The sequence below is a fragment of the Fusobacteriaceae bacterium genome (assembly GCA_031272775.1).
Classification (GTDB): Bacteria; Fusobacteriota; Fusobacteriia; order Fusobacteriales; family Fusobacteriaceae; genus JAISST01.
On the sequence record JAISTB010000027.1, the window covers coordinates 31,653 to 51,732 of the forward strand.

At 51.4% G+C, this 20,080-nt stretch carries 20 protein-coding genes; 14 read left to right on the top strand and 6 right to left on the bottom strand.

The features are described 5' to 3' along the window. Positions 1 to 113 precede the first annotated feature (113 nt). Complete coding sequence (locus tag LBQ97_06655; protein ID MDR1832391.1) at positions 114 to 662, top strand: NADH peroxidase; 549 nt, start codon at positions 114 to 116, stop codon at positions 660 to 662. A 73-nt stretch (positions 663 to 735) separates the two neighbouring features. On the opposite strand, the gene LBQ97_06660 is transcribed toward LBQ97_06655, so the two are convergent. From LBQ97_06660 to LBQ97_06680, 5 genes are all read right to left on the bottom strand, one after another. Then, complete coding sequence (locus tag LBQ97_06660) at positions 736 to 1,332, bottom strand: hypothetical protein (protein MDR1832392.1); 597 nt, start codon at positions 1,330 to 1,332, stop codon at positions 736 to 738. Between the two features lie 177 nt (positions 1,333 to 1,509). Next, positions 1,510 to 2,742 carry a hypothetical protein gene (locus tag LBQ97_06665; protein ID MDR1832393.1) on the bottom strand — a complete coding sequence of 411 codons (1,233 nt, stop codon included), beginning with the start codon at positions 2,740 to 2,742 and terminating at the stop codon, positions 1,510 to 1,512. Positions 2,743 to 2,956: 214 nt separating this feature from the next. Then, positions 2,957 to 3,157: a transposase gene (locus tag LBQ97_06670; protein ID MDR1832394.1), complete on the bottom strand. Its 201-nt coding sequence runs from the start codon at positions 3,155 to 3,157 to the stop codon at positions 2,957 to 2,959. Positions 3,158 to 3,192: 35 nt separating this feature from the next. Then, on the bottom strand, positions 3,193 to 3,885 hold the full coding sequence (locus LBQ97_06675) for a hypothetical protein (protein MDR1832395.1): 693 nt from the start codon (positions 3,883 to 3,885) through the stop codon (positions 3,193 to 3,195). A gap of 110 nt (positions 3,886 to 3,995) precedes the next feature. After that, positions 3,996 to 5,141, bottom strand: coding sequence for a PLP-dependent aspartate aminotransferase family protein (locus LBQ97_06680; GenBank protein ID MDR1832396.1), 1,146 nt, complete (start codon positions 5,139 to 5,141; stop codon positions 3,996 to 3,998). An 846-nt stretch (positions 5,142 to 5,987) separates the two neighbouring features. On the opposite strand from LBQ97_06680, the gene nifH reads away from it, so the two are divergent. The 8 genes from nifH to LBQ97_06720 all read left to right on the top strand — a co-directional run bounded on the left by nifH (position 5,988) and on the right by LBQ97_06720 (position 14,847). Further along, positions 5,988 to 6,866: a nitrogenase iron protein gene (nifH, locus tag LBQ97_06685; protein ID MDR1832397.1), complete on the top strand. Its 879-nt coding sequence runs from the start codon at positions 5,988 to 5,990 to the stop codon at positions 6,864 to 6,866. Next, positions 6,863 to 8,050 (top strand): radical SAM protein, encoded by a 1,188-nt coding sequence (locus tag LBQ97_06690; GenBank protein ID MDR1832398.1) that lies wholly within the window; start codon positions 6,863 to 6,865, stop codon positions 8,048 to 8,050. The genes nifH and LBQ97_06690 overlap by 4 nt, the downstream gene beginning before the upstream one ends. 35 nt (positions 8,051 to 8,085) lie before the next feature. Then, positions 8,086 to 9,015, top strand: a complete 930-nt coding sequence (gene cysK, locus LBQ97_06695) for a cysteine synthase A (protein MDR1832399.1) — start codon at positions 8,086 to 8,088, stop codon at positions 9,013 to 9,015. 12 nt (positions 9,016 to 9,027) lie between these two features. Then, positions 9,028 to 10,347, top strand: coding sequence for a hypothetical protein (locus tag LBQ97_06700; protein ID MDR1832400.1), 1,320 nt, complete (start codon positions 9,028 to 9,030; stop codon positions 10,345 to 10,347). Between the two features lie 12 nt (positions 10,348 to 10,359). Further along, positions 10,360 to 11,877 (top strand): hypothetical protein, encoded by a 1,518-nt coding sequence (locus LBQ97_06705; GenBank protein ID MDR1832401.1) that lies wholly within the window; start codon positions 10,360 to 10,362, stop codon positions 11,875 to 11,877. A gap of 23 nt (positions 11,878 to 11,900) precedes the next feature. Then, a complete protein-coding gene (locus LBQ97_06710) occupies positions 11,901 to 12,920 on the top strand; it encodes an ABC transporter substrate-binding protein (GenBank protein ID MDR1832402.1) in 1,020 nt (339 codons plus the stop codon). 186 nt (positions 12,921 to 13,106) lie between these two features. Then, on the top strand, positions 13,107 to 14,078 hold the full coding sequence (locus LBQ97_06715; protein ID MDR1832403.1) for an ABC transporter permease subunit: 972 nt from the start codon (positions 13,107 to 13,109) through the stop codon (positions 14,076 to 14,078). Beyond that, positions 14,068 to 14,847 carry an ABC transporter ATP-binding protein gene (locus LBQ97_06720; GenBank protein MDR1832404.1) on the top strand — a complete coding sequence of 260 codons (780 nt, stop codon included), beginning with the start codon at positions 14,068 to 14,070 and terminating at the stop codon, positions 14,845 to 14,847. The genes LBQ97_06715 and LBQ97_06720 overlap by 11 nt, the downstream gene beginning before the upstream one ends. Before the next feature lie 12 nt (positions 14,848 to 14,859). Here LBQ97_06720 and LBQ97_06725 read toward each other — a convergent pair whose 3' ends face one another. Continuing rightward, the gene (locus LBQ97_06725; protein MDR1832405.1) at positions 14,860 to 16,248 is read right to left on the bottom strand and encodes a tryptophanase; all 1,389 of its coding nucleotides are present in this window, start codon (positions 16,246 to 16,248) and stop codon (positions 14,860 to 14,862) included. A gap of 233 nt (positions 16,249 to 16,481) precedes the next feature. Here LBQ97_06725 and LBQ97_06730 point away from each other — a divergent pair, with 233 nt between their 5' ends. The 5 genes from LBQ97_06730 to nusB all read left to right on the top strand — a co-directional run bounded on the left by LBQ97_06730 (position 16,482) and on the right by nusB (position 20,064). Further along, entirely contained in the window at positions 16,482 to 16,922 is a 441-nt protein-coding gene (locus LBQ97_06730) for a hypothetical protein (GenBank protein MDR1832406.1), read from the top strand. Position 16,923: 1 nt separating this feature from the next. Then, the gene (gene accC, locus LBQ97_06735) at positions 16,924 to 18,273 is read left to right on the top strand and encodes an acetyl-CoA carboxylase biotin carboxylase subunit (protein ID MDR1832407.1); all 1,350 of its coding nucleotides are present in this window, start codon (positions 16,924 to 16,926) and stop codon (positions 18,271 to 18,273) included. Between the two features lie 92 nt (positions 18,274 to 18,365). Continuing rightward, positions 18,366 to 18,776 carry an Asp23/Gls24 family envelope stress response protein gene (locus tag LBQ97_06740; GenBank protein ID MDR1832408.1) on the top strand — a complete coding sequence of 137 codons (411 nt, stop codon included), beginning with the start codon at positions 18,366 to 18,368 and terminating at the stop codon, positions 18,774 to 18,776. Between the two features lie 49 nt (positions 18,777 to 18,825). Further along, positions 18,826 to 19,641: an alkaline shock response membrane anchor protein AmaP gene (amaP, locus tag LBQ97_06745; GenBank protein MDR1832409.1), complete on the top strand. Its 816-nt coding sequence runs from the start codon at positions 18,826 to 18,828 to the stop codon at positions 19,639 to 19,641. Between the two features lie 3 nt (positions 19,642 to 19,644). Further along, a complete protein-coding gene (gene nusB / locus LBQ97_06750) occupies positions 19,645 to 20,064 on the top strand; it encodes a transcription antitermination factor NusB (protein MDR1832410.1) in 420 nt (139 codons plus the stop codon). The last annotated feature ends 16 nt before the right edge of the window (positions 20,065 to 20,080 follow it).

Consider the following 20,080-nt stretch of genomic DNA (forward strand, 5'->3'; position numbering starts at 1 on the left):
GATGAGCAATTTTGTCAAAAAAAGTCTTGACAATTATTCCCAAGGGTGATATAGTATTAATAGGATATTTGTAATGATTACAAATTGACAAAATTGATCTTAGGAGGAATATGATGGCTAAATATGTTTGTTCAATCTGCGGATACGTACACGAAGGCGACGCGGCCCCCGAGGCTTGTCCCCAGTGTAAGGCGCCCGCTTCAAAATTTACATTACAAGGTGAAGGTATGTCTTGGGCCTGCGAACATGTCGTAGGCGTTGCGCAAGGCGTTTCGCAGGATATCCTCGATGATCTGCGGATGAATTTCAACGGAGAATGCGCCGAAGTCGGCATGTATCTGGCCATGTCCAGAGTCGCCTACCGGGAAGGATATCCGGAAATCGGGATGTACTGGGAGACAGCCGCTTATGAAGAAGCCAACCACGCTTCCCGCTTTGCGGAACTTCTGGGCGAAGTCGTAACGGATTCCACGAAAAAGAACCTCGAACTGCGGGTCGCGGCTGAAAACGGCGCTACAGCCGGAAAGTTCGACCTGGCCAAACGGGCCAAAGCCGCCAATCTTGACGCCATCCATGACACCGTTCATGAAATGGCCAAGGATGAGGCGAGACACGGCCGGGCTTTCGCGGGCTTACTGGAAAGATATTTCGGAAAGAAATAAAGCACACAATAAAACCGCTCGCTGTCGGAAGGCAGGGGCGGTTTTTTCTTTTGCCCGGAAAGGCTCATTCTTTCTAGGCCTGTGCGAGATCGGGAATCGGGTCCGTCTCGTGCTCCTTTTCCCATCTGGCGCGTTGGGCGAGGATCAGGGCGATGATTTCATTGTAATCTTCTTTTGGCAGAAGAGTCCCAAAACCAATATCTTCATCGTCGTATACAATGTGTATTGCTCTGAGATTATCTGAATTATCAAAATAATCTAGCCGCCAACTAAACAAGACAAAGGGATTTATATCTTGCCTACGAAAATACCTTGGGAACAATTTCGATTCAAGACAGACAATTTTGTCCCGTTCATATTCTTTATAATAAAAATGCATCTTTTCATTATTGGGAATACTAATGGTTTCATATCGCAGGAAAAAAGGAAACGGATATCGTGTTATAGTTATTTTTTCGCCTTTTATGACCATTCTTTCGAATGCATTTTCGGAAAATCTGTCGCAAAGATACAATGTTATAAATATTATTACCGTTATAATGCTATGAAAAAATACAAAAATGACAAACCACAAAATAAGCATCATTGAGAGAGGATAATATATATTCCAATTGTACACATTAAGTGTTATGCTATCTTCATTTTTAATTATTCGGATGTTTTTTTCCATGTCGTCATCTTCTTATTTTCCAGATTGAACAGGGGTTTTAAAATTTAATGAGCTGAGATTGCAAATCCCCCAGCGTATGATTCAGACAATACATAATAAGCTGTTTTTTCTTTTGTGTTAAAGATCAAAGCCGCGTCTATTGTTTTTGTCATGTTTATGCCGACTTCTATATTCTGCTTATTGTGAAGTCGAGTCAACTGTGTGGGCTTCCGGACCTTCCGGTTCGGGCGCAATCACGTCTTCCGGATGCTCTTTGTCCCATTTGGCGCGTTGGGCCAGGATCAAGGCAAGGATTTCGTCGTAGTCTTCTTTGACCATTAAGACACCAAAGGCATACTCTTTGCCGTCAACATTGAAATGCATTCCTTTAATTTGACTTGGTTGAAAGATGCAACGAGGCCATACCCTCTTTTCAAGGCGAGAAAAAATACTTGGAAATAGCCAGTCCAAAAAACGAAACTCATATTCTCGGTCTGAATTTTTCCATTGATAAACATTATTAAACCATAGTTTAAGAGATTGGTTATTGTTCAGAACGGTTTTTCGGAATTGCTTCTCAAAAATTGGATCTTGCAAGCTCAAAATTATTTTGTTATCAGTCAAGATCAGTTTTTCACACGCAAGATATGATAATCTTGATATTACGGATAAAATAAAGAGGCCGGTTAACACGAATAGGATAAAGATCTTTCCGATAGTGGTATTTGAAATTTTTGGGAAAAGCCGTAAACCAAAGAACGCCACAAACAAGCATGCTATCGAGATAAATGGCATTGAACCGTTTTCATCATTGTTATACGTAACAACGGTTTCATCTCCGATGGTGCAAATATCGCAATTTTCCCCCGCAATATAGCGAAGGTTTTTCTCTTTAAGTAGTTGTTTTATCAGCGATACTGCTTTTTCTGCTGTTTTAAAGTCAAGAAAACATCCCCAATGGATTATTTCCGGCTTTGGGCTGATATTAAAACCGTCGAAAACTCCGTAATCTAAGGTTTCAATTTTGAGTTTTCTCAATCTTGTATAGTTATACCTTGTGTGTTTTTTCAAACAGCTGGCTGTGCTTGGATCTCGGACGTATATTTTTTTAATATCTTGTAAAGAGAAATGCCGTTCATATTGTATCTTCTCGCGACGTTTGTATTGCACTTTGACTTTTGTTCCATCGATTTCCATGGTTTCGTTTTGAAAAAGATGTCTGCTGATAGAGTAGAAATACAAGAGAATCGCTATCACAACTGAGTAGGCAAAAGAGTATTGTTTTATATGAAAAATGATGATGAGACTTATGGAAACTATTCCCAGCAACACGCCACAAATAAGATAATGGGGATAGTATTTTTCCATATTATTCACGAGGATCAGCTTATTATTTTCGGTTTTGATTTCAAATGTATTTAATCTGACCACGGAACCTCCGATAACAGTTCTTTGCTACTCATGAAGCCTCTTTTGGCTCCTTCAATAATTTCTTTTTTGGTTATTCTTCCTCGATTAAACCTTGCGCAGCATAGCTGGCAGTCTTTGAATCGAAAAATCCTTTGATCTTTTCGGGAAGTCGTTGCACGGATTTCAAGTGTGAATGCACTTTATGCTCTAGTTTTTCCTCGGAATTTGGACTTGATCACTTGCCAATTCCTCGCTTCAAATCACTGTTGAGGAGTTCGTCTGGATTGTATTCTGGAGCATACGGCGGCAAGTAAAATACTTCGATCTCTGCCTTGAGCTTTTCGAGCCACTTTGGGACCTTTGTAGAATGGTGGACACGCAAATTGTCCAGAATCAAGAACACTTTTTTCTTACTATCGTGAACCAAGCGACGCATAAAATCAATCTCATTGCCGACTTAGATGTTTTTGCCTATTGTGAAGGCGAGTCAACAGCATGGGTTTCAGCCTCTTCCGGTTCGGGCGCAATCGCGTCTTCCGGGTGCTCTTTCTCCCATTTGGCGCGTTGGGCGAGGATCAAGGCAAGGATTTCGTCGTAGTCAGGCTTGGTGAGCATGGCGCCGAAAGAATATATTTTTCCATTAAATTTGAGGTGCATTCCACGTACATCACTTGGGACGAAAAGAAAACGTGGATTTATTCCGTAAAGTGTGCCTGGGATGAATTTTCCAAATATTTTTGGAAAAAATCTGTGAAGAATGCTTATTGTGTAAAGTTTATCAATTACTTTATAGCGTAGCTCTTCAAATGGTTCGCCGTTGTATACTGTTTGTAAATATTTGTTATTTGGGATGGCGATCGAATATAACCTTAACAAAAATGGAGCAAAGTAGTATTGTATTTCAATTCTGTTTTCAGATATTATCATTTTTTCAAAGGCATTGTAAGACAATTGTTCTATTATCTTTACGATTATTCCTATTTTTATAAGAAAAATTATATCTTCCTTAAAATAAATGTAAATTGGATCGGAGCACAGTATACTCAATATTTCAAAAACAACGAAGATCAAACCAAAAATCAAAATCAATTCAAAACCGTTAATATTGAAAATTTTCAATTCAACTTCGTCTTCTTGAGCAATAACTCTTATGTTCTTTTCCATCCTCCTCCCCCTCCCCTTATTATTGCAATAAATTCCCCAAATGTCAAGTTTTTGCTTGAATCGCCCGCCTCCGCCTCGACCTATTCCTTGGCATCCCTGCCCGCAAAACCTCATTCCCCCAAAGCCTGCGCAAGATCGGCGATCAGATCCGCCTCGTGCTCGATTCCCGCCGAGAGACGCAGGGTCGTCTCTAGGATCCCGTTTCGCTCCCTGTCCTCAGGCGGCACATCGGCGTGGGTCTGGGTCGAGGGGTAAGTGATCAGGGACTCGACGCCCCCGAGGCTTTCGGCAAAATGCAGCAATTTTACGCTTTTGAGAACACGGAGCGCCGTTTCCTTCGTGTCGGTCTGGAACGTCAGCATGCTCCCGAAGCCCCGGGCCTGCTTCAGATGGACTTCCGCTTCCGTGAAGTCCGGCAATCCCGGATAATAGACCTTTGTCACCCTCGGGTGGCCGCTCAAAAAGCGCGCGATGGCAAGCGCGTTTTTTTGGCTGGCTTCCATCCGCAAGCCCAGCGTCTTGACGCCGCGCAGAACAAGCCAGCTGTCAAAGGGCGCGAGACAGGAACCGATGGTTTTGCTCAAAAAGCGCAGGCGTTCGGCGAGTGCGGCGTCTTTCACAACGAGAAAGCCCGAGAGCGTGTCGTTGTGTCCGCCGAGGAATTTCGTGCCGCTGTGCAAAACGATATCCGCCCCCAGATCCAGCGGATTCTGGAACCAGGGCGAGAGAAAGGTATTGTCCACCACAAAAAGGAGTTTGCGCTCCCGGGCGACATCCGCCGTCTTTTGGATATCGATGATGTTCATCATGGGGTTGGAGGGCGTTTCGATAAAAATAGCGGCGGTTTCCTGCCGGACGAGTCCCGCCAATTCTCCCGGCGCGCCGTTCCAGTACGTCACGGTCAACCCGTTTTTTTCGCTGATATGCTGAAAATAGCGAATCATGCCGCCGTAGAGATCGCAGGAACTGATGATGTGATCCCCGGGTTTCAGCAATTCCAGCATGACGGCAACCGCCGCCATGCCGCTGGAAAACGCCAGGGCGTCGGTCCCGTTTTCCAATGACGCCACAACCCGCTCCAGTTGCTCACGGGTTGGGTTTTGCTGGCGGCTGTAGTCGTAGCCCGTGCTTTCCCCGACGCCCGGGTGGGCAAAGGTCGCCGTCTGGTAGATCGGGTAGCTGATGGCGCCGGTATTGTCGTATTTCAAGGTTTCATGGCGGTTATTGACGCACTTCGTCGCGAGATGGTCCGACACAACAGCACCCCCCGCGTTCGTTTTTCGATTTCTTTACCATTTTTTCTTTCATTTTCATGTTTCCTCCTTTTAACCATTTCATAAAAAAAATACTCCGGAAAACTCCAAAGTATTTACGCGTAAACCTCTTTACATTTTGCTGATTTGGCCCGGGTTCAGGCCGTCGCGGCGTACTTTTTCATTTTCTCCGATGGTTCGCAATCAAATAAGGGCGCATGGTCGCCATGCGCATCGCCATCATTGTCATTGTGAACATCAGGGAAAAGAGTATTGTCATGCTGTACGCTCCGTTAAAGATGATTAACAGAAATCATACAGGAATTCCGAAAATTAGTCAAATATATTTCATATATTTTATAAATATACCTGATATATGATTGTGATCTCATGGAATGTCCAGATTCTGAAAAACAACCTAAAATGCCTGGGTTTAAAGGCAGCAACACGATCTTGACCAAAAAAATAAAAAATATTTCTTGACAAAACGAAAAAGGAATGTTACAATGCCTGAAAATCCTGCTCGAAAGACGCAAGAATTTTCGCACAGTAGCGCGAAAAAGTCCGGAGGAAGAACTATGATACGCAATTTTTCGGGAAAAGCCCCCTTTACTATGGCCATGTGTTGTCGCATGTGTTGTTGCAAAAACAACACTTTTTGTCATAGGGCAGACGGCGTTCCGAAAAATATGACGATGCGACCACGGCGGATTCCTTCCGGTTAATCAAAACGGAAGGAAATCACGCTGTTTCACAGGAATCATAAGCGTTTGGAAGTCGAGGCGATTGAGGCCGAATCCAGGCGCTTTTTATTTTTCACCAATCCCATTCACACAAGGAGAATCGCAAATGCCCAAAAAAATAAAGCAGATCGCCATTTACGGAAAAGGCGGCATCGGAAAATCCACGACCACCAGCAATATTTCGGCGGCCCTCTCCCTCCTGGGGTACAAGGTCATGCAGTTCGGCTGTGACCCCAAGGCGGACAGCACCAACACGCTCAGAAAGGGGACCTACATTCCCACGGTCCTCGATACGCTCCGGGAAAAAGGAAAGGTCGATGTCCATGACGTCATTTACGAGGGCTTCAACGGCATCTACTGCGTCGAAGCGGGAGGACCGGCGCCGGGAGTCGGTTGCGCGGGGCGCGGCATCATCACGGCCGTGGAATTGTTCAAGCAACAGCGCGTCTTTGACGAACTGGACCTCGACTTCGTCATTTACGACGTTTTGGGGGACGTGGTCTGCGGCGGCTTCGCGGTCCCCATTCGGGAAGGCATCGCGCAGCATGTGTTTACGGTCTCCAGCGGGGATTTTATGTCCATATACGCAAGCAACAATCTGTTCAAAGGCATCAAAAAATACAGCAACAGCGGCGGGGCGCTTCTCGGGGGAATTATCGCCAATTCCATCAATGAAAGCTATTCACGGGAGATCATCGACGACTTTGCCGCGCGGACAAAGACGCAAATCGTCCAGTATGTGCCGCGCTCCATTACCGTGACCCAGGCGGAGCTCAAGGGCAGGACCGTCATCGAATCGGCCCCCGCCAGTGAGCAAGCCGGGATCTATCGGACCCTCGCGAAAAAAATCGCGGACCACGAGGAGAGCAAAACCCCTTCGCCCCTGGGCGTCGACGAACTCCGGCAGTGGGCCGCCTCCTGGAGCGACAAGTTGCTGCAAATACAGAATATTGTGGAAAACGAGGAGGGGGTGGCGGCCATATGAGACTGGCTTTCGCTTCAAACGACGGGATTTTCGTATCACAACATTTCGGCCACGCGCAGCGGTTCGCCATCGTAGATATTGATGAAACCGCCTATACCTGGCGATTTGTGGAAAAAAGGGAAAACATCAGTCCCTGCGTCATGGGGGAGCATGATCCGGAAAAATTGGAGCGGAGCGTTGCGCTTCTTTCGGACTGCAGGGTCTTGTTCGCGGCGAAAGTCGGCAATTACGCCAAATCGCGCCTGCAGCTGGAGGGAATCCAAGTGCTGGAAAAGCCCGGCGTCATCGAAGATCTGATCGCGGGATATCTGAACTATCTGAAAAGGCCCGTATGGGGAGGAATCAAGGGCGAAAAGCGAAGGGACGCGATCGAAGATCACCCCTGCTTTTCGGAAAAGGCCCACAACAAAAACGGACGGCTTCATTTGCCGGTCAGTCCCGCCTGCAACATCCAGTGCCGCTTTTGCACGAGAAAACAAAACGTCACGGAACAAAGACCCGGGGTGGCGGCGGGAATCCTCGATCCTTCGGAAGCGGCCGATACGGTGAAAAGAGCTCTGGAACTCTGTCCTTCCATTACGGTCGTGGGAATCGCGGGGCCGGGCGATACGCTGGCGACGCCCCACGCCGTCGAGGCTTTCCGGCAGGTGCACGCGGCATATCCGGGCCTCATCAAGTGCCTGAGTACGAACGGGCTCGAGTTGCCGGGAAAGGCGAAAGAATTGTGGGATGTGGGCGTGAGGACCGTGACGGTTACCGTCAATGCCGTGGATCCTGAAATTTTAACGAAAATCGTCTCGTGGATCAAGGACGGCCGCGATCTGATCGGAGCCCAGCTGCAGGGGATCCGGGAATGCGCCGCTATGGGGATTGTCGTCAAGGTCAATACCGTCTTGATCCCCGGTGTGAACGATCATCATGTGGCGGATATCGCTCTGGTTGTAAAATCGGCGGGCGCAAGCAGACACAATATTCTCCCCTTGATTCCGCAGCATGAATTTGCCGGTTGGCCTGCGCCGACCTGTCAAGAGATCGAACTGGCGCGCCGGGAAGCGGGAGAATACCTTGAGCAGTTCCGACACTGCAAACATTGCCGAGCCGACGCCTGCGGCATCCCGGGCGTCAGCGACCTTTCAAATGAGCTCTACCGGGGAAGGGAACTCGAAACCTTTTCCCACGGATGATATACAATCACATTGAGAAAGGAGAATGAAAAAATATGAATGTTGCACAGAGTTTAACGGATTTGATCGGCAATACGCCGCTGCTCAAACCCAACAATTACCTCAAAGAGAAACAGCTTGACGCCGAAATCTTCTTGAAATTGGAGTATTTCAATCCGCTGGGCAGCGTCAAGGACCGCATCGCCTACGCCATGATCAGAGACGCCGAGGAAAGCGGAAAATTACAAAAAGGCGCCGTGATCATCGAGCCCACCAGCGGAAACACAGGGATCGGCATCGCCTTTGTGGCGGCGGCCCGCGGATACAAGGTCATCCTGACCATGCCCGACACCATGAGCGTCGAGCGCAGATCCCTCGTACAGGCCCTGGGCGCGGAAGTTGTCCTGACGCCGGGCGCAAAAGGCATGAGCGGGGCCGTGCGCCAGGCCGAGGCGTTGAACGCCCAAATCAAAGGGAGCGTTATTTTGCAGCAGTTTGAAAACCCTGCCAACCCGGCCGTCCATCATAAGACAACGGCGGAGGAAATCTGGCGGGACACCGAGGGGAAGGTCGATCTCTTTGTGGCGGGCGTCGGAACCGGCGGAACCGTGGCCGGCGTCGGGAAAAACCTCAAAGAAAAAAATCCCGACGTGAAAATCATCGCCGTGGAGCCCTTTGAATCGCCGGTCCTTTCTGGAGGACAGCCGGGTCCCCACAAGATACAGGGCATCGGGGCCGGTTTTGTGCCGAAGGTCTATGACAAAGACATTGTTGACGAAGTCTATCAGGTCCGCTCCGAGGAAGCCATCGAAACCGCCAGGGATCTCGGCCGGATCGAGGGACTCCTTGTGGGGATTTCGTCGGGGGCGGCGACTTTTGCGGCGCTGACTCTGGCCAAACGGGAAGAAAACAGAGGAAAACATATTGTGGCGATACTGCCGGACACAGGGGAACGTTACCTGTCCACGGTCCTGTATCAGCTGTAGGGGGAGGAGATCATGTCAGATTTTGTCGAACGGCCGCGCAGCAGTTGTCCTTTGGGCGGGGCTCTTGCCACCCTCGCCAATCTGCCCGACATCGTGCCGATCATCCACGCGGCGGGAGGTTGCGGCGGTAACTTGACGGCGTCCATCGCTTTCGGCGCGGGCTACCTCGGGGACGGCTACTGTACGGGCAGAACATCGCCCACGACGGCCGTCAGTGAAACGGAAGTGGTTTTCGGCGGGAACGAGCGCCTGGAGGAACAGATCCGCACGACGCTTGAACTCATGGAGGGAAAGCTCTATGTGGTCGCCACGGGATGTATGACCGAAATGATCGGTGATGATACCGATGGCGTCGTCAGGGAATTTCAGGCGGAGGGAAAGCCAGTCGTCGCCATCAGTACGCCCAGTTTTCGCGGAGACAGCTACCACGGCTATGAAATCGCCCTCGACGGGATTTTCAACAAATTTCTCCCGAAGGCGAAAAAGAAAAATCCAAAATTAGTCAACATTTTCGGCCTTGTGCCGGGCTACGATCCTTTTTTCCGGGGGGACCTCGAGGAAATTGAGCGGCTTTTGACCGCGGTCGGGCTTTCGGTCAACACGTTTTTTACGCCCGGACAGACCTTTGAAAATATCGCCTCGGCCCCTTCGGCCGCACTCAACATCGTCTTTTCCAGAGTCTGGGGAAGGGATTTCGCCGGGAAATTTGAAGAAAAGCACGATACGCCTCATCTCATCGCGGATCTGCCCGTAGGTCCCGAAGCGACCGACGCGTTTCTGCTGCAAATTGCGGATAAATTAGGTCTTGATTTGCAAAAAGTCCAAAAGATCATCGAAAAAGAAAACTCGACATTTTACGGATATTTTGAACGGGGCGCGGATATTTTCTGCGACGGCGATCTGAAGCATTACGCGGCTACGGTCACCAACGCCACCTATGCCCTTCCTCTGACCCGCTTTCTGACCCGGGAGCTCGGCTGGGTCGTGACGGACAGCTTTGTCACCGACAAGCTTACGGATACGCAAAAAAGCGTATTGAACGACGGGGAATTCCCGCTGCAGTTTCTGCAGGGCGCCCAGGAAATCGCCCGGGCCCTGAACAACAATCATCCCAACGGCAGAGGGCAACGCTATTTTGACGACCTGTCCCCGCTGTATATCCTCGGAAGTACGTTGGAAAAGCGAACAGCCGCGGCCCGTGGCGCCAGATCGTTATCATTGAGTTTTCCGGTATATGATCGGTTTATCACGGACAGAGGCTACGCGGGATATCGGGGCGGATTACATCTTTTTGAGGATTTGGTCGGACAGATCATGTCCGTCAAGTCATAAGGAGGCGAAAACATGGGAAATTATGACGCGAAAGTCCCCCCGATCCGGGAAGCGCGCCTGAAAGCGGGAGATACCTTCGGCGGCGCCCTTTGCGAGCTGATGGACTGCTGTCGGGAAGGCTGCCTGATCCAGAAAAACAGAAGTTTCTGGCAAGCGGGCTCCTGTCAGATGAACGGCGCCATGATGATGGCGGGAACCTTGGAAAAAACCGTGATCGTGAATCACTCACCGGGCGGATGCAGCGCCCAGCTGCATTTTCTGTCTTTCCAGGCCGCAAAAGGCATGGGCAGACGGGGGAAACCGAACCTTTCCGTACCATGGCTGTCCACAAACCTGACGGAATCGGACGTCATCGGCGGCGGAGAGAAAAAACTCCTGGAGACCATCGAATACGCCGACAAGACCTTTCGGCCCGAGCTGATTTTCGTCGTTCTCACCTGCGCCCCCAGCATCATCGGGGACGATCTGGACGAGGTGGTCCAGACGGCCCGGGGGAGGGTCAACGCGGAAATCGTGAGCCTGCATTGTCCGGGCTTCAAAAGTCGAATTTTCGCCTCGGCCTACGACACTTTCTATCACGGTTTGCTGAAGACGCTGTCTTTTTCGCCGAAACCCTGGCTTGATTACCGTCCCATTGATGAAAACGCCCCCGACGCCGAGCTGCGCTACGCGGCTTGGGCCTGGCAGAAAGCGCATACGGTCAATGTCTGGAACGCCACAAGCATCGGATCCGACGACGAAGCCGAAGTCGCAAGGCTCTTGGGGGCTTTGGGGCTCACGACGCGCATCTACGCCGAATACGCCTCCAGGGACGAGTTGCGGAAAGTCTCGGAAGCGGCCCTCAATATCAGCATGTGCGACGTCCACGACGATTATATTCTGAAATATCTCGAAGAGGAATTCGGTACGCCCTACGTCATCGCGGGGATGCCCATCGGATTCAGGCACACCCGGGAATGGCTTCTTGCCATAGCGGCGCATTTTCATCTGGAACGGCAGGCGGAAGCCCTGGCCGATTATGAGGAAAAAATCGCGAAGGACGCCATCGCTCCCTATGCCGAAAAAATCAAGGGAAAGCGCGTTTTGATCTACGGCGGCGCGGTCCGGGCGGGCGTGGAGGCCACGGTCATGGCCGAATTGGGCCTCGAAATCCTCGGTATCCGCACCTACCATTACGACGAGGGCGCCGACGCCGTTTTCAAGGACGTGGAGCGGCTTTCGCCGGAAGCCACGATTTCCGTGAGCACCCAGCTCTTTGAAATGACGCACCAGATCAAAACGTTGAAACCCGATCTCGTCCTCTCTCATAACGGCACTCAGGGCTATATGGCCAAGCTGGGCGTCGTATCGGTGCAACTTTTCGATATGGACAAAGTCTTCTTCGGTTATACGGGGATCTTTCAAATCCTGCGCCGCATCGTCTTTGAGTTTAAAAATACGTCCTACCGCGACAGGTTGTCGAAGCGCATTCGGCTGCCATACAAACAGGCTTATTTTGAAGGGAACACCTTTCAATATATCAAAAACTAAAAATTTTCAAGGAGGTTTGATCTATGCATGTATCAAGAAAAGGCATTTTCAAGTGGATTCTGACGTTCGTTTTGCTGTTTTCGCTTACGGTGACTTCCGTCATGGGAAATGCCGCGAAAAAAAATTGGGGCAAAATCGATATCGTCGGAAAGAGTGGATCCCTGTGCGCGTCCCCGACCTACATCGCCTATGAAAACGGCTATTTTGCCGAGGAAGGTTTTGACGTGACGCTGATCACGGCCGACGGAGAAACCCGCAAAGTGGGTTTGAACAACGGCACATTGCCCCTCACCAACACGGATTTCCAGTTTTTGCCGCCTATTGAACAGGGCTTGAAATTCAGCGTTGTGGACGGCCTTCACTACGGTTGTATCTCCATCGTGGTCCGGGGCGATTCGCCGATCAAAAGCGTGGCCGATCTAAAAGGAAAGAAAATCGGCGTCGACGAACTCGGCAGTTCTCCCTTCCAGGTGACCGCTTCTTGGCTGGCGTTGAACGATATCAACGTCAAGGGGGACGTGGAAATCGTGCCCTTCGGCTCCGACGGCAATCTGCAGATCCAGGCGCTGAAAAACGGCGAAATCGACGCGGCGGCCCTCTGGGATCCCTTCGGAACCGTGGCCGAACAGCGGGAAGGATTCAGAAAACTCTTCGATCTCGGAACCCATCCGGATTTTGCCGGAAAATACTGCTGCTTCCTTTTTGCCTCGGATAAAGTGCTCGAGGAGGAACCCGAAAAGATCGCGTCTCTTCTCCGGGCCTATCACAAGGCTCAGGATTGGATCGCGAAAAATCCCGAAGCGGCGGCGAAAATTGTCATCGACAAAAAATATGTTTCCACCGGCAACTATGAGTTGGCCACGACGCTGCTCAAGAGTTACCAGTACCCGACCTATGAGGATAGAAAGGCCGGAAAGACGACCCTTGAGCAGGACCTTGACTATTTTGTAACGATTCTCTCGAAGATCGGCTTCCTGAAGACGCAGGATCCCGGCGGATTCGCCAAGAAAATTTACCGGAAAGTGGACACGAGGGACTATTAAATTTGCGCGCGGAGACTTGTTTTATCTTATTCGCAGAAATACCCTGTGCGTGGCGGCCCCTCCGGGGCCGCCACGCACAAAAAAGAACTTGGTCGGTCGCGGGCCGCAGGCCCGCCACCGACCCGGAAACGGGACGGAATTTACTGCCTCCCTGTCGGAAATTAAAGACTTGAAAGAGGTTATGGCATGAAAAAAAACAAAAATAGTTATCGTTTACGAATAGGCTTGACCATTTTGGGTTTCGCGCTGGCGGAAATCACAAGTTTTGTCCTGCCGACGATACAGGAGGACGTGGACGACCGGGTCTACCGCGCCGTACTCGCGGGGCTCATCATATTTTTCGTCGCGAGCGGAATCCGTGCGGGATTTACACCCATGAGGCGGGCGCGATATGAAAAACGCGCCCCCTTTCGCTTTGTCCTCGGCCTGATCCTCGCGGCCTGGGATATTTTGAGCGCGAAAACAGGCATTTTTCCGCTCCCGTTTTTTCCGAGTCCGTCCAAAATCCTCTCGGTCTTTCTGACGGACAGGGATTTTATGATCCAGAACTTGTTTTTCTCATTGAAACTCTATTTTTCGGGATTTTTGAGCGGCGTCCTCATGGGGGTGGGAACGGGAATTCTGATCGGCTGGTTCCCGAAAGTAAACTATTGGGTCATGCCTGTCATGCGGATTACCGGGGTTATCCCCGCCGTAGCCTGGATCCCGGTGGCCCTGACCATCTTCCGCTCCGGCTTTGTGACAGGCTCCTTTCTCATTGCCATGTGCGCGTGGTTTCCGATCGGATTCCAAACCGCAAGCGGCATGCAACGGACGGAAAAAATCTATTTTGAGGCGGCAAAAACCATCGGCGGGGGGAGTCTGTACCAATTGTTCAACGTCGCGCTTCCCAACGCCATGCCCGCCGTGTTTACGGGAATCAGCACCGCCAACGGCCTCGCCTTCACGACGCTCGTCATCAGCGAAATGCTGGGGGCAAAAGGGGGGCTCGGGTATTATATCAACTGGGCCAAGGCCTGGGCGGAATATTATAAAGTCTACGCGGCGATTATCGTAATGGCCGTCATGTTCTCCCTGATCTTAAAAGGGATAAATTTGATCAAAGATCGTGTACTCATTTGGCAAAAGGGATTGGTGAACGCAATCGATGAATCTTAACGCAATTGACATTCGTAACGTGTCCCAGCGCTTTACCGGCGTCGCCGGAGAAGAAGTGAACGTCCTGCGGGACATCAATTTACAGATCCGGAAAGGGGAATTTCTCTCGATCATCGGCCCCAGCGGCTGCGGAAAAACGACGTTGCTGCGGCTGATCGCGGGCCTGGCTTCGCCCCTCGGCGGAACGCTCACGGAAGGAGACGCGCCCATTACGGGACCTTCGCCCGATCGCGGCTATGTCTTTCAGCAAAACGGGCTTTTTCCCTGGCTGACTGTGGAGAAAAACATCGCGGCGGGGCTCAAAGCGCGCAAAGTATACGCCAAAGAAAAGCGCCACGTTAAAAAATATATAGAATTAGTAGGTCTTTCAGGCTTTGAGGGAGCATACCCGCATCAGATCAGCGGCGGCATGGCGCAACGGGCGGCCATTGCCAGATCGCTCATCAACGAACCGACGGTTCTTCTGTTGGACGAACCTCTGGGGGCCCTCGACAGCTTCACGCGAATGAATCTGCAGGAAGAATTGCTGCGCCTTTGGCGCGACAAAGGAAATACCATGATCATGGTCACCCACGACATCGACGAAGCCGTTTATCTGAGCAATCGCATCGTGGTTATGACCCCGCGGCCGGGGCAAATCGCCAAAATCATCGACGTCCCCATGGGATATCCGAGAAACCGGGCGTCTGCGGATTTTACGCGGCTGCGGACGCAAATCCTGACTTTTTTGAACTATGCCCACGAGACACAGCCGGAGTACGCGCTGTGAGGGAGGTCCCTCTCATTCGATCGGTTCCAGATGCGCCTGGAAATGTCTCAGAATAGGCGGTTCCCAAGTGATTTTGTACCCCCGCTTGATGGCGGCGGCTCTCTTTTTGATTTCGATCAGGGCGTCGGCGATAACGTCCATATGGGCCTGAGTATAGACCCGGCGGGGAATGGCTAGCCGACTGAATTCAAAGTCCGCGCGGAGCTGTTTTCCCGTATCGGGATCGTTTCCGAGCATATAGGAGCCGATTTCGCTCGTTCGGATCCCCGCTTCCTTGTAGAGCTCGACGCCCAGGGTCTGTCCCGGAAATTCATACCAGGGAATGTGGGGAAACAGTTTAGCCGCGTCCACAAATACGCCGTGACCGCCAGGGGGCGATTGATACTCAATTCCGGCGTCATCGAGACGGGAGGCGAGATATTCGACCTGACCGATCCGGTATTTCAGAAAATCTTCGTCGAGTCCCTCGTAGAGGCCCGTGGCCAATGTCTCCAAATCCCTTCCGTTCAGCCCGCCGTAGGTATAAAAACCCTCGTAGGAAATGCAGGCGGCCTTGATCTTCAGGATCAGATCGGGATCGTCTTTCCGGATGCCGATCAAGCCGCCCATATTGACGATCGTATCTTTCTTGGCGGACATCGTAAAGGCGTCGGCGTAGCCGAAAAATTCCCGGACGATTTCCTTGATGCTTTTTTCCTGATAACCGGCCTCGTCCCTTTTGATAAAATAGGCGTTTTCCGCGTACCGGGCGGCGTCGATATCGAGAAGAATGCGGTATTTTTTGCAGATTTCCGCGACTTCCCGCATATTCTTCATGGAGACGGGCTGCCCGCCGGCTGAATTATTCGTTATGGTCATAACGACGATCGCCACATTTTCAGGACCTTTTTCGAGGATGGTCTTCTCCAGAAGGGCCACGTCCATATTCCCTTTGAACGGCGCCCGCCTGGAGGGAATTTTTGCTTCCTGAACGACGCAGTCTATGCAGCGGCCTCCCGCCAGCTCCACATGGGCCCGGGTCGTATCGAAGAACATATTGGAGATCGCGAATTTCCCCTTGGTCAGCAGAACCGGGAACAGAACTTTTTCCGCGGCCCTCCCCTGATGCACAGGCTGGATATAGTCATAGCCGAAGATGTCCCTGGCGGCGTCCATCAGCCGAAAATAGCTGGACGCGCCGGCATAGGCCTCGTCACCCAGCATGAGGGCCGACCATTGATGGGAACTCATGGCGTTTGTCCCCGAATCCGTCAAGAGGTCGATATATACGTCTTTTCCCTCGATATTGAACAAATTGTAATGCGCTTTCCGGATTTTCTCTTCCCTTTCCTCCCGCGTCAGCATCTTGATGGGCTCCACCATTTTGATCCGAAACGGCTCAGCCACGTATTTTCTTGCCATTATGCCCTCCTTTGTAAAAAATATGTTCCGATTTTGCGGATTTTATTCCATAACAAACCCTTCAATACTAAAATACAACACTTTTTTCGATTTGTCTACCGCTTTATGAAAGAAATACGCGGAAAATTTGTCCCGCCAAAAAAATCTTAACCTTTCCTCGAATTCGTGGTATAATACTCCATATGCAAAGGGCTTGCAATTTTTCATTTGCCGGAAAAAAGAAAGGGAGAAAAATGGAAAAAAAAGAGAAACGGGACCTCATTGAGGATCTCATGGAAATCATGCGGGACAAGAACCTGACGGAACTCTCCTATACCGGGGGTAATCTTTCGGTCACGCTCAAGGGAAGCGGGATTCCTCCGAAGGAAAAAGCCGCCGCGCCCGCCAAAAAAGAAACAACCACGGAAAAAGACAAGGGAAATCCGGACATGGGCGCGAAAGTCGTCCGCTCCGAAAATATCGGTCTCTTTTTTTATGAGACGCCCGAAATGCCTTCGCGGATCGCGGTCGGTAAGACCATCGAAGCCGGAGACGCCATCGGCTACATCATCACGCTGGGCGTCAAAAATACCGTCAAGTCCGAATACGCGGGAACCATCGCCGAGATCTGCGTCGCCAACGGCGCGCCCGTAGACTACGGACGGATCCTGCTCCGGATCCGGGAGGGGGAGTAATATGTTTCGCAAAATATTGATCGCCAACAGGGGCGAAATCGCGGTCAGGATCATCCGCGCCGCCAAAGAGTTGGGAATCGCCACGGTGGCCGTCTATTCCGAAGCCGACCGGGACAGCCTCCATGTGCGCTACGCCGATGAAGCCATCTGCCTCGGCGGCATGTCGGGCCAGGATTCCTACCTCAAGATCCCCAGCATCATGTCGGCCGCCGAGATCACCGGCGCCGACGCCATCCATCCGGGCTACGGATTTCTCTCGGAAAATACGCAATTCGCGGAAATTTGCGATATGTACCACATCGCTTTTATCGGGCCGAGAGCCGAATGTATCGCCAAAATGGGCGACAAAGCCACCGCCCGCGCCACGGCCATCGCCTGCGGCGTTCCGGTAACGCCCGGGACGGGGATCGTGAAAACCCCCGCCGAGGCGGAAAAACTGATTGAGGAAAAAATCGGCTGGCCCGTTATGATCAAGGCCACGGCCGGAGGCGGCGGCAAAGGCATGCGGATCGCCTGGAACGCCGAAGAGCTGGAACCCGCCATGTTGGCGGCCCAGGGCGAGGCCGGCGCCGCTTTCGGAAACCCCGACGTCTATATCGAAAAATATCTCGCCAATCCGCGCCATATCGAGATCCAAATCCTGGGCGACAGCCACGGGAACGTGATCTACCTCGGCGAACGGGATTGTTCGATCCAGCGGCGGCATCAGAAGCTGATCGAGGAGGCCCCGGCCTTTTCGCTCCCCGCCGATATGCGCAACAAAATGGGCATGGCGGCCGTGGCGCTGGCTAAAGCCATCCGCTATGATTCTGCGGGGACGCTGGAGTTCCTCGTGGACCATGACCGGGACTTCTACTTTATGGAGATGAATACGCGGGTCCAGGTGGAGCATACGGTGACGGAAATGATCACAGGCCTTGACATCATCAAGCTCCAGATCCAGATCGCGGCCGGGGCGAGGCTCAACATCAACCAGAGCGATATTGTCCTGACCGGGCACGCCATCGAGTGCAGGATCAACGCCGAAGATCCGGAAAACGACTTTCTCCCCTCGCCGGGCGTGCTGGAAAAATTCATCCTGCCGGGCGGAAACGGCGTCCGGGTCGACACCCACTCCTACCAGGGCTATGAGATCTCCCCCTGGTACGACTCCATGATCGGAAAGCTCATCACCTACGGCGTGGACCGCGACGAGGCCATCGCCAAGATGCGGCGGGCTCTCGGGGAATTTGTGATCGAGGGCATCGAGACCACGATCCCCTTCCATCTGGACGTCCTCAACAATGATCTCTACCTCGCGGGAAAAACTTCGACCAATTTCATTGAAGAAAATTTTTCCGCAAAAAGTTAAATCTTACTTGCCAGAATATCGTTTTATGCTGTATAATGGAGAAAAGACAGAAAAATCTCTGAACACGCGGAAAGAATCTACGGAGGTGTAGTATGAGCGAACTGGGAAATATCAAAATCGCGGATGACGTGGTGAAAACCATTGCCGCCAAGGCCGCGGGCGACGTCAAGGGCGTCTATAAACTGGCGGGCGGCGGTCTCGAAGAAGTCGGCATGAAATTTTTGGGCAAAAAGCGCCAGACAAACGGGATCAAAGTGGAAATCGGGGAAAAGGACTGCAAGGTCGAGGTCTTTATCATCGTGGAATACGGCCATCCCATTTCCGTCGTCGCCAAAGAGGTTCAGCAGGCGGTATTGGGGGCCATCTCCGACCTCTGCGGGCTCAATGTGGCCGAAGTCAACGTCTACGTCCAGGACGTCAAGATCAAAAGTGACGACGAACCCAAAGAAGAAGCCATTACAAACGAATCATCCAATCCGGAGGAAACAGGCGGGGAAGACTGAGCGCGACCTCTGCCCATGTGCGCCGGACAACTATTGAGGAGGCTGTTTTATGATAAGGAAACTGATCTATTTTATCGCATGGGTTGGGATTTTCATCTTATCCCTGCTGGGACTGCTCTGGTCGGTCTCCCCCCATATTCTGCAAAGCGTTTTGGGCAAATTTGTCGCGATCACGCCCCGTTGTACGCGGATTTTCATCTTCGCCGCATCCGTCCTCTATTTTTTCCTTGCCCTGTGGCGGATCCGAATCCGGAGCAAAAAAGAAGACAACTACGAGATCAGGACCACCGACGGCGTTGTGACCGTATCGCCCCAGATCATCACGGATTACGTGCGGGACTCGCTGCGGCAGGATGAGGACATCAAAAATCTCAAGGTGGAAACGATCCGGAACGACAGAAAATTCAACATCAAGATCAAGACCGAACTGGCCACCAACGGCAACGTGGCCGAAAAATCCATTCATATCCAGAACAAAATCAAGCGGGAAGTGGCTGACAAGATCGGCATCAATATCGGCGAAGTGGAAGTGAAGATCGCCAAATTTATCAATAAATCGGCCAAGGAACCGGCCGTCGTCAATGAAATTACCGAACGGCCCGCCTATGAGCGCGACGCGGACAGAAACGAAAGAGCCGAAAAGCCCGAACCCGCGCCGGAACCGGTAAAGGAAACGGCGCCGCCTCAGGAAGACGTCGCGGAGAGCGGACCCGAAGAAATCCCCGAAGAGCCGAAAAAAGAAAGACGGTCATTTTTCGGTTTGTTCAGGAAAAAACCCAAAGAAGAGAAAGAAGAGCCTGTGGAAGAACCCGTGGACGAAACGATCAATCCGGATCTGCCCACCGAGGAAACAGACGGGGAATAAGCTATGAGGAGAAGCAAACTCAGGGAAACCGTGTTTCACCTGCTATTTGAAAACGAACTCCTTGAAGGGGACGAGCTTTTGACGCTGGAAGCCTTCAGGAAGCGAATGGAAGCCCAGGCCGGAGAAAAAGCGCCGCCATTTGGAGAAAAGGACATGGTCTTTCTCGAAAGCTATCTGGGCGGCATAAAAGCGCGGAAAAAAGAGATCCGCGAGACCATCGACCAAAACATGACCGGCTGGGTCTTTGACCGGATCGGCTTTGTGGAGCGGGCGCTTTTTCTCTGCTCTGTCTACGAGCTCTTGCAAAAGGAAATCCCCTACGAGATTGTCGTCGACGAGGCCGTAGAGCTTGCAAAGCGCTACGGCGATGAAAAGACGCCCGATTTCATTAACGGGGTGCTCGCCCGGATCATTAACAAGTAAAAACGGAGCGATTTCC

Coding starts and splice junctions, on each gene's coding strand:
- amaP (MDR1832409.1), top strand. CDS start 18,826: ATGATAAGGAAACTGATCTATTTTATCGCATGGGTTGGGATTTTCATC.
- LBQ97_06710 (MDR1832402.1), top strand. CDS start 11,901: ATGCATGTATCAAGAAAAGGCATTTTCAAGTGGATTCTGACGTTCGTT.
- LBQ97_06690 (MDR1832398.1), top strand. CDS start 6,863: ATGAGACTGGCTTTCGCTTCAAACGACGGGATTTTCGTATCACAACAT.
- LBQ97_06655 (MDR1832391.1), top strand. CDS start 114: ATGGCTAAATATGTTTGTTCAATCTGCGGATACGTACACGAAGGCGAC.
- LBQ97_06715 (MDR1832403.1), top strand. CDS start 13,107: ATGAAAAAAAACAAAAATAGTTATCGTTTACGAATAGGCTTGACCATT.
- nusB (MDR1832410.1), top strand. CDS start 19,645: ATGAGGAGAAGCAAACTCAGGGAAACCGTGTTTCACCTGCTATTTGAA.
- accC (MDR1832407.1), top strand. CDS start 16,924: ATGTTTCGCAAAATATTGATCGCCAACAGGGGCGAAATCGCGGTCAGG.
- cysK (MDR1832399.1), top strand. CDS start 8,086: ATGAATGTTGCACAGAGTTTAACGGATTTGATCGGCAATACGCCGCTG.
- nifH (MDR1832397.1), top strand. CDS start 5,988: ATGCCCAAAAAAATAAAGCAGATCGCCATTTACGGAAAAGGCGGCATC.
- LBQ97_06700 (MDR1832400.1), top strand. CDS start 9,028: ATGTCAGATTTTGTCGAACGGCCGCGCAGCAGTTGTCCTTTGGGCGGG.
- LBQ97_06675 (MDR1832395.1), bottom strand. CDS start 3,885: ATGGAAAAGAACATAAGAGTTATTGCTCAAGAAGACGAAGTTGAATTG.
- LBQ97_06660 (MDR1832392.1), bottom strand. CDS start 1,332: ATGGAAAAAAACATCCGAATAATTAAAAATGAAGATAGCATAACACTT.
- LBQ97_06670 (MDR1832394.1), bottom strand. CDS start 3,157: ATGCGTCGCTTGGTTCACGATAGTAAGAAAAAAGTGTTCTTGATTCTG.
- LBQ97_06725 (MDR1832405.1), bottom strand. CDS start 16,248: ATGGCAAGAAAATACGTGGCTGAGCCGTTTCGGATCAAAATGGTGGAG.
- LBQ97_06705 (MDR1832401.1), top strand. CDS start 10,360: ATGGGAAATTATGACGCGAAAGTCCCCCCGATCCGGGAAGCGCGCCTG.
- LBQ97_06730 (MDR1832406.1), top strand. CDS start 16,482: ATGGAAAAAAAAGAGAAACGGGACCTCATTGAGGATCTCATGGAAATC.
- LBQ97_06740 (MDR1832408.1), top strand. CDS start 18,366: ATGAGCGAACTGGGAAATATCAAAATCGCGGATGACGTGGTGAAAACC.
- LBQ97_06720 (MDR1832404.1), top strand. CDS start 14,068: ATGAATCTTAACGCAATTGACATTCGTAACGTGTCCCAGCGCTTTACC.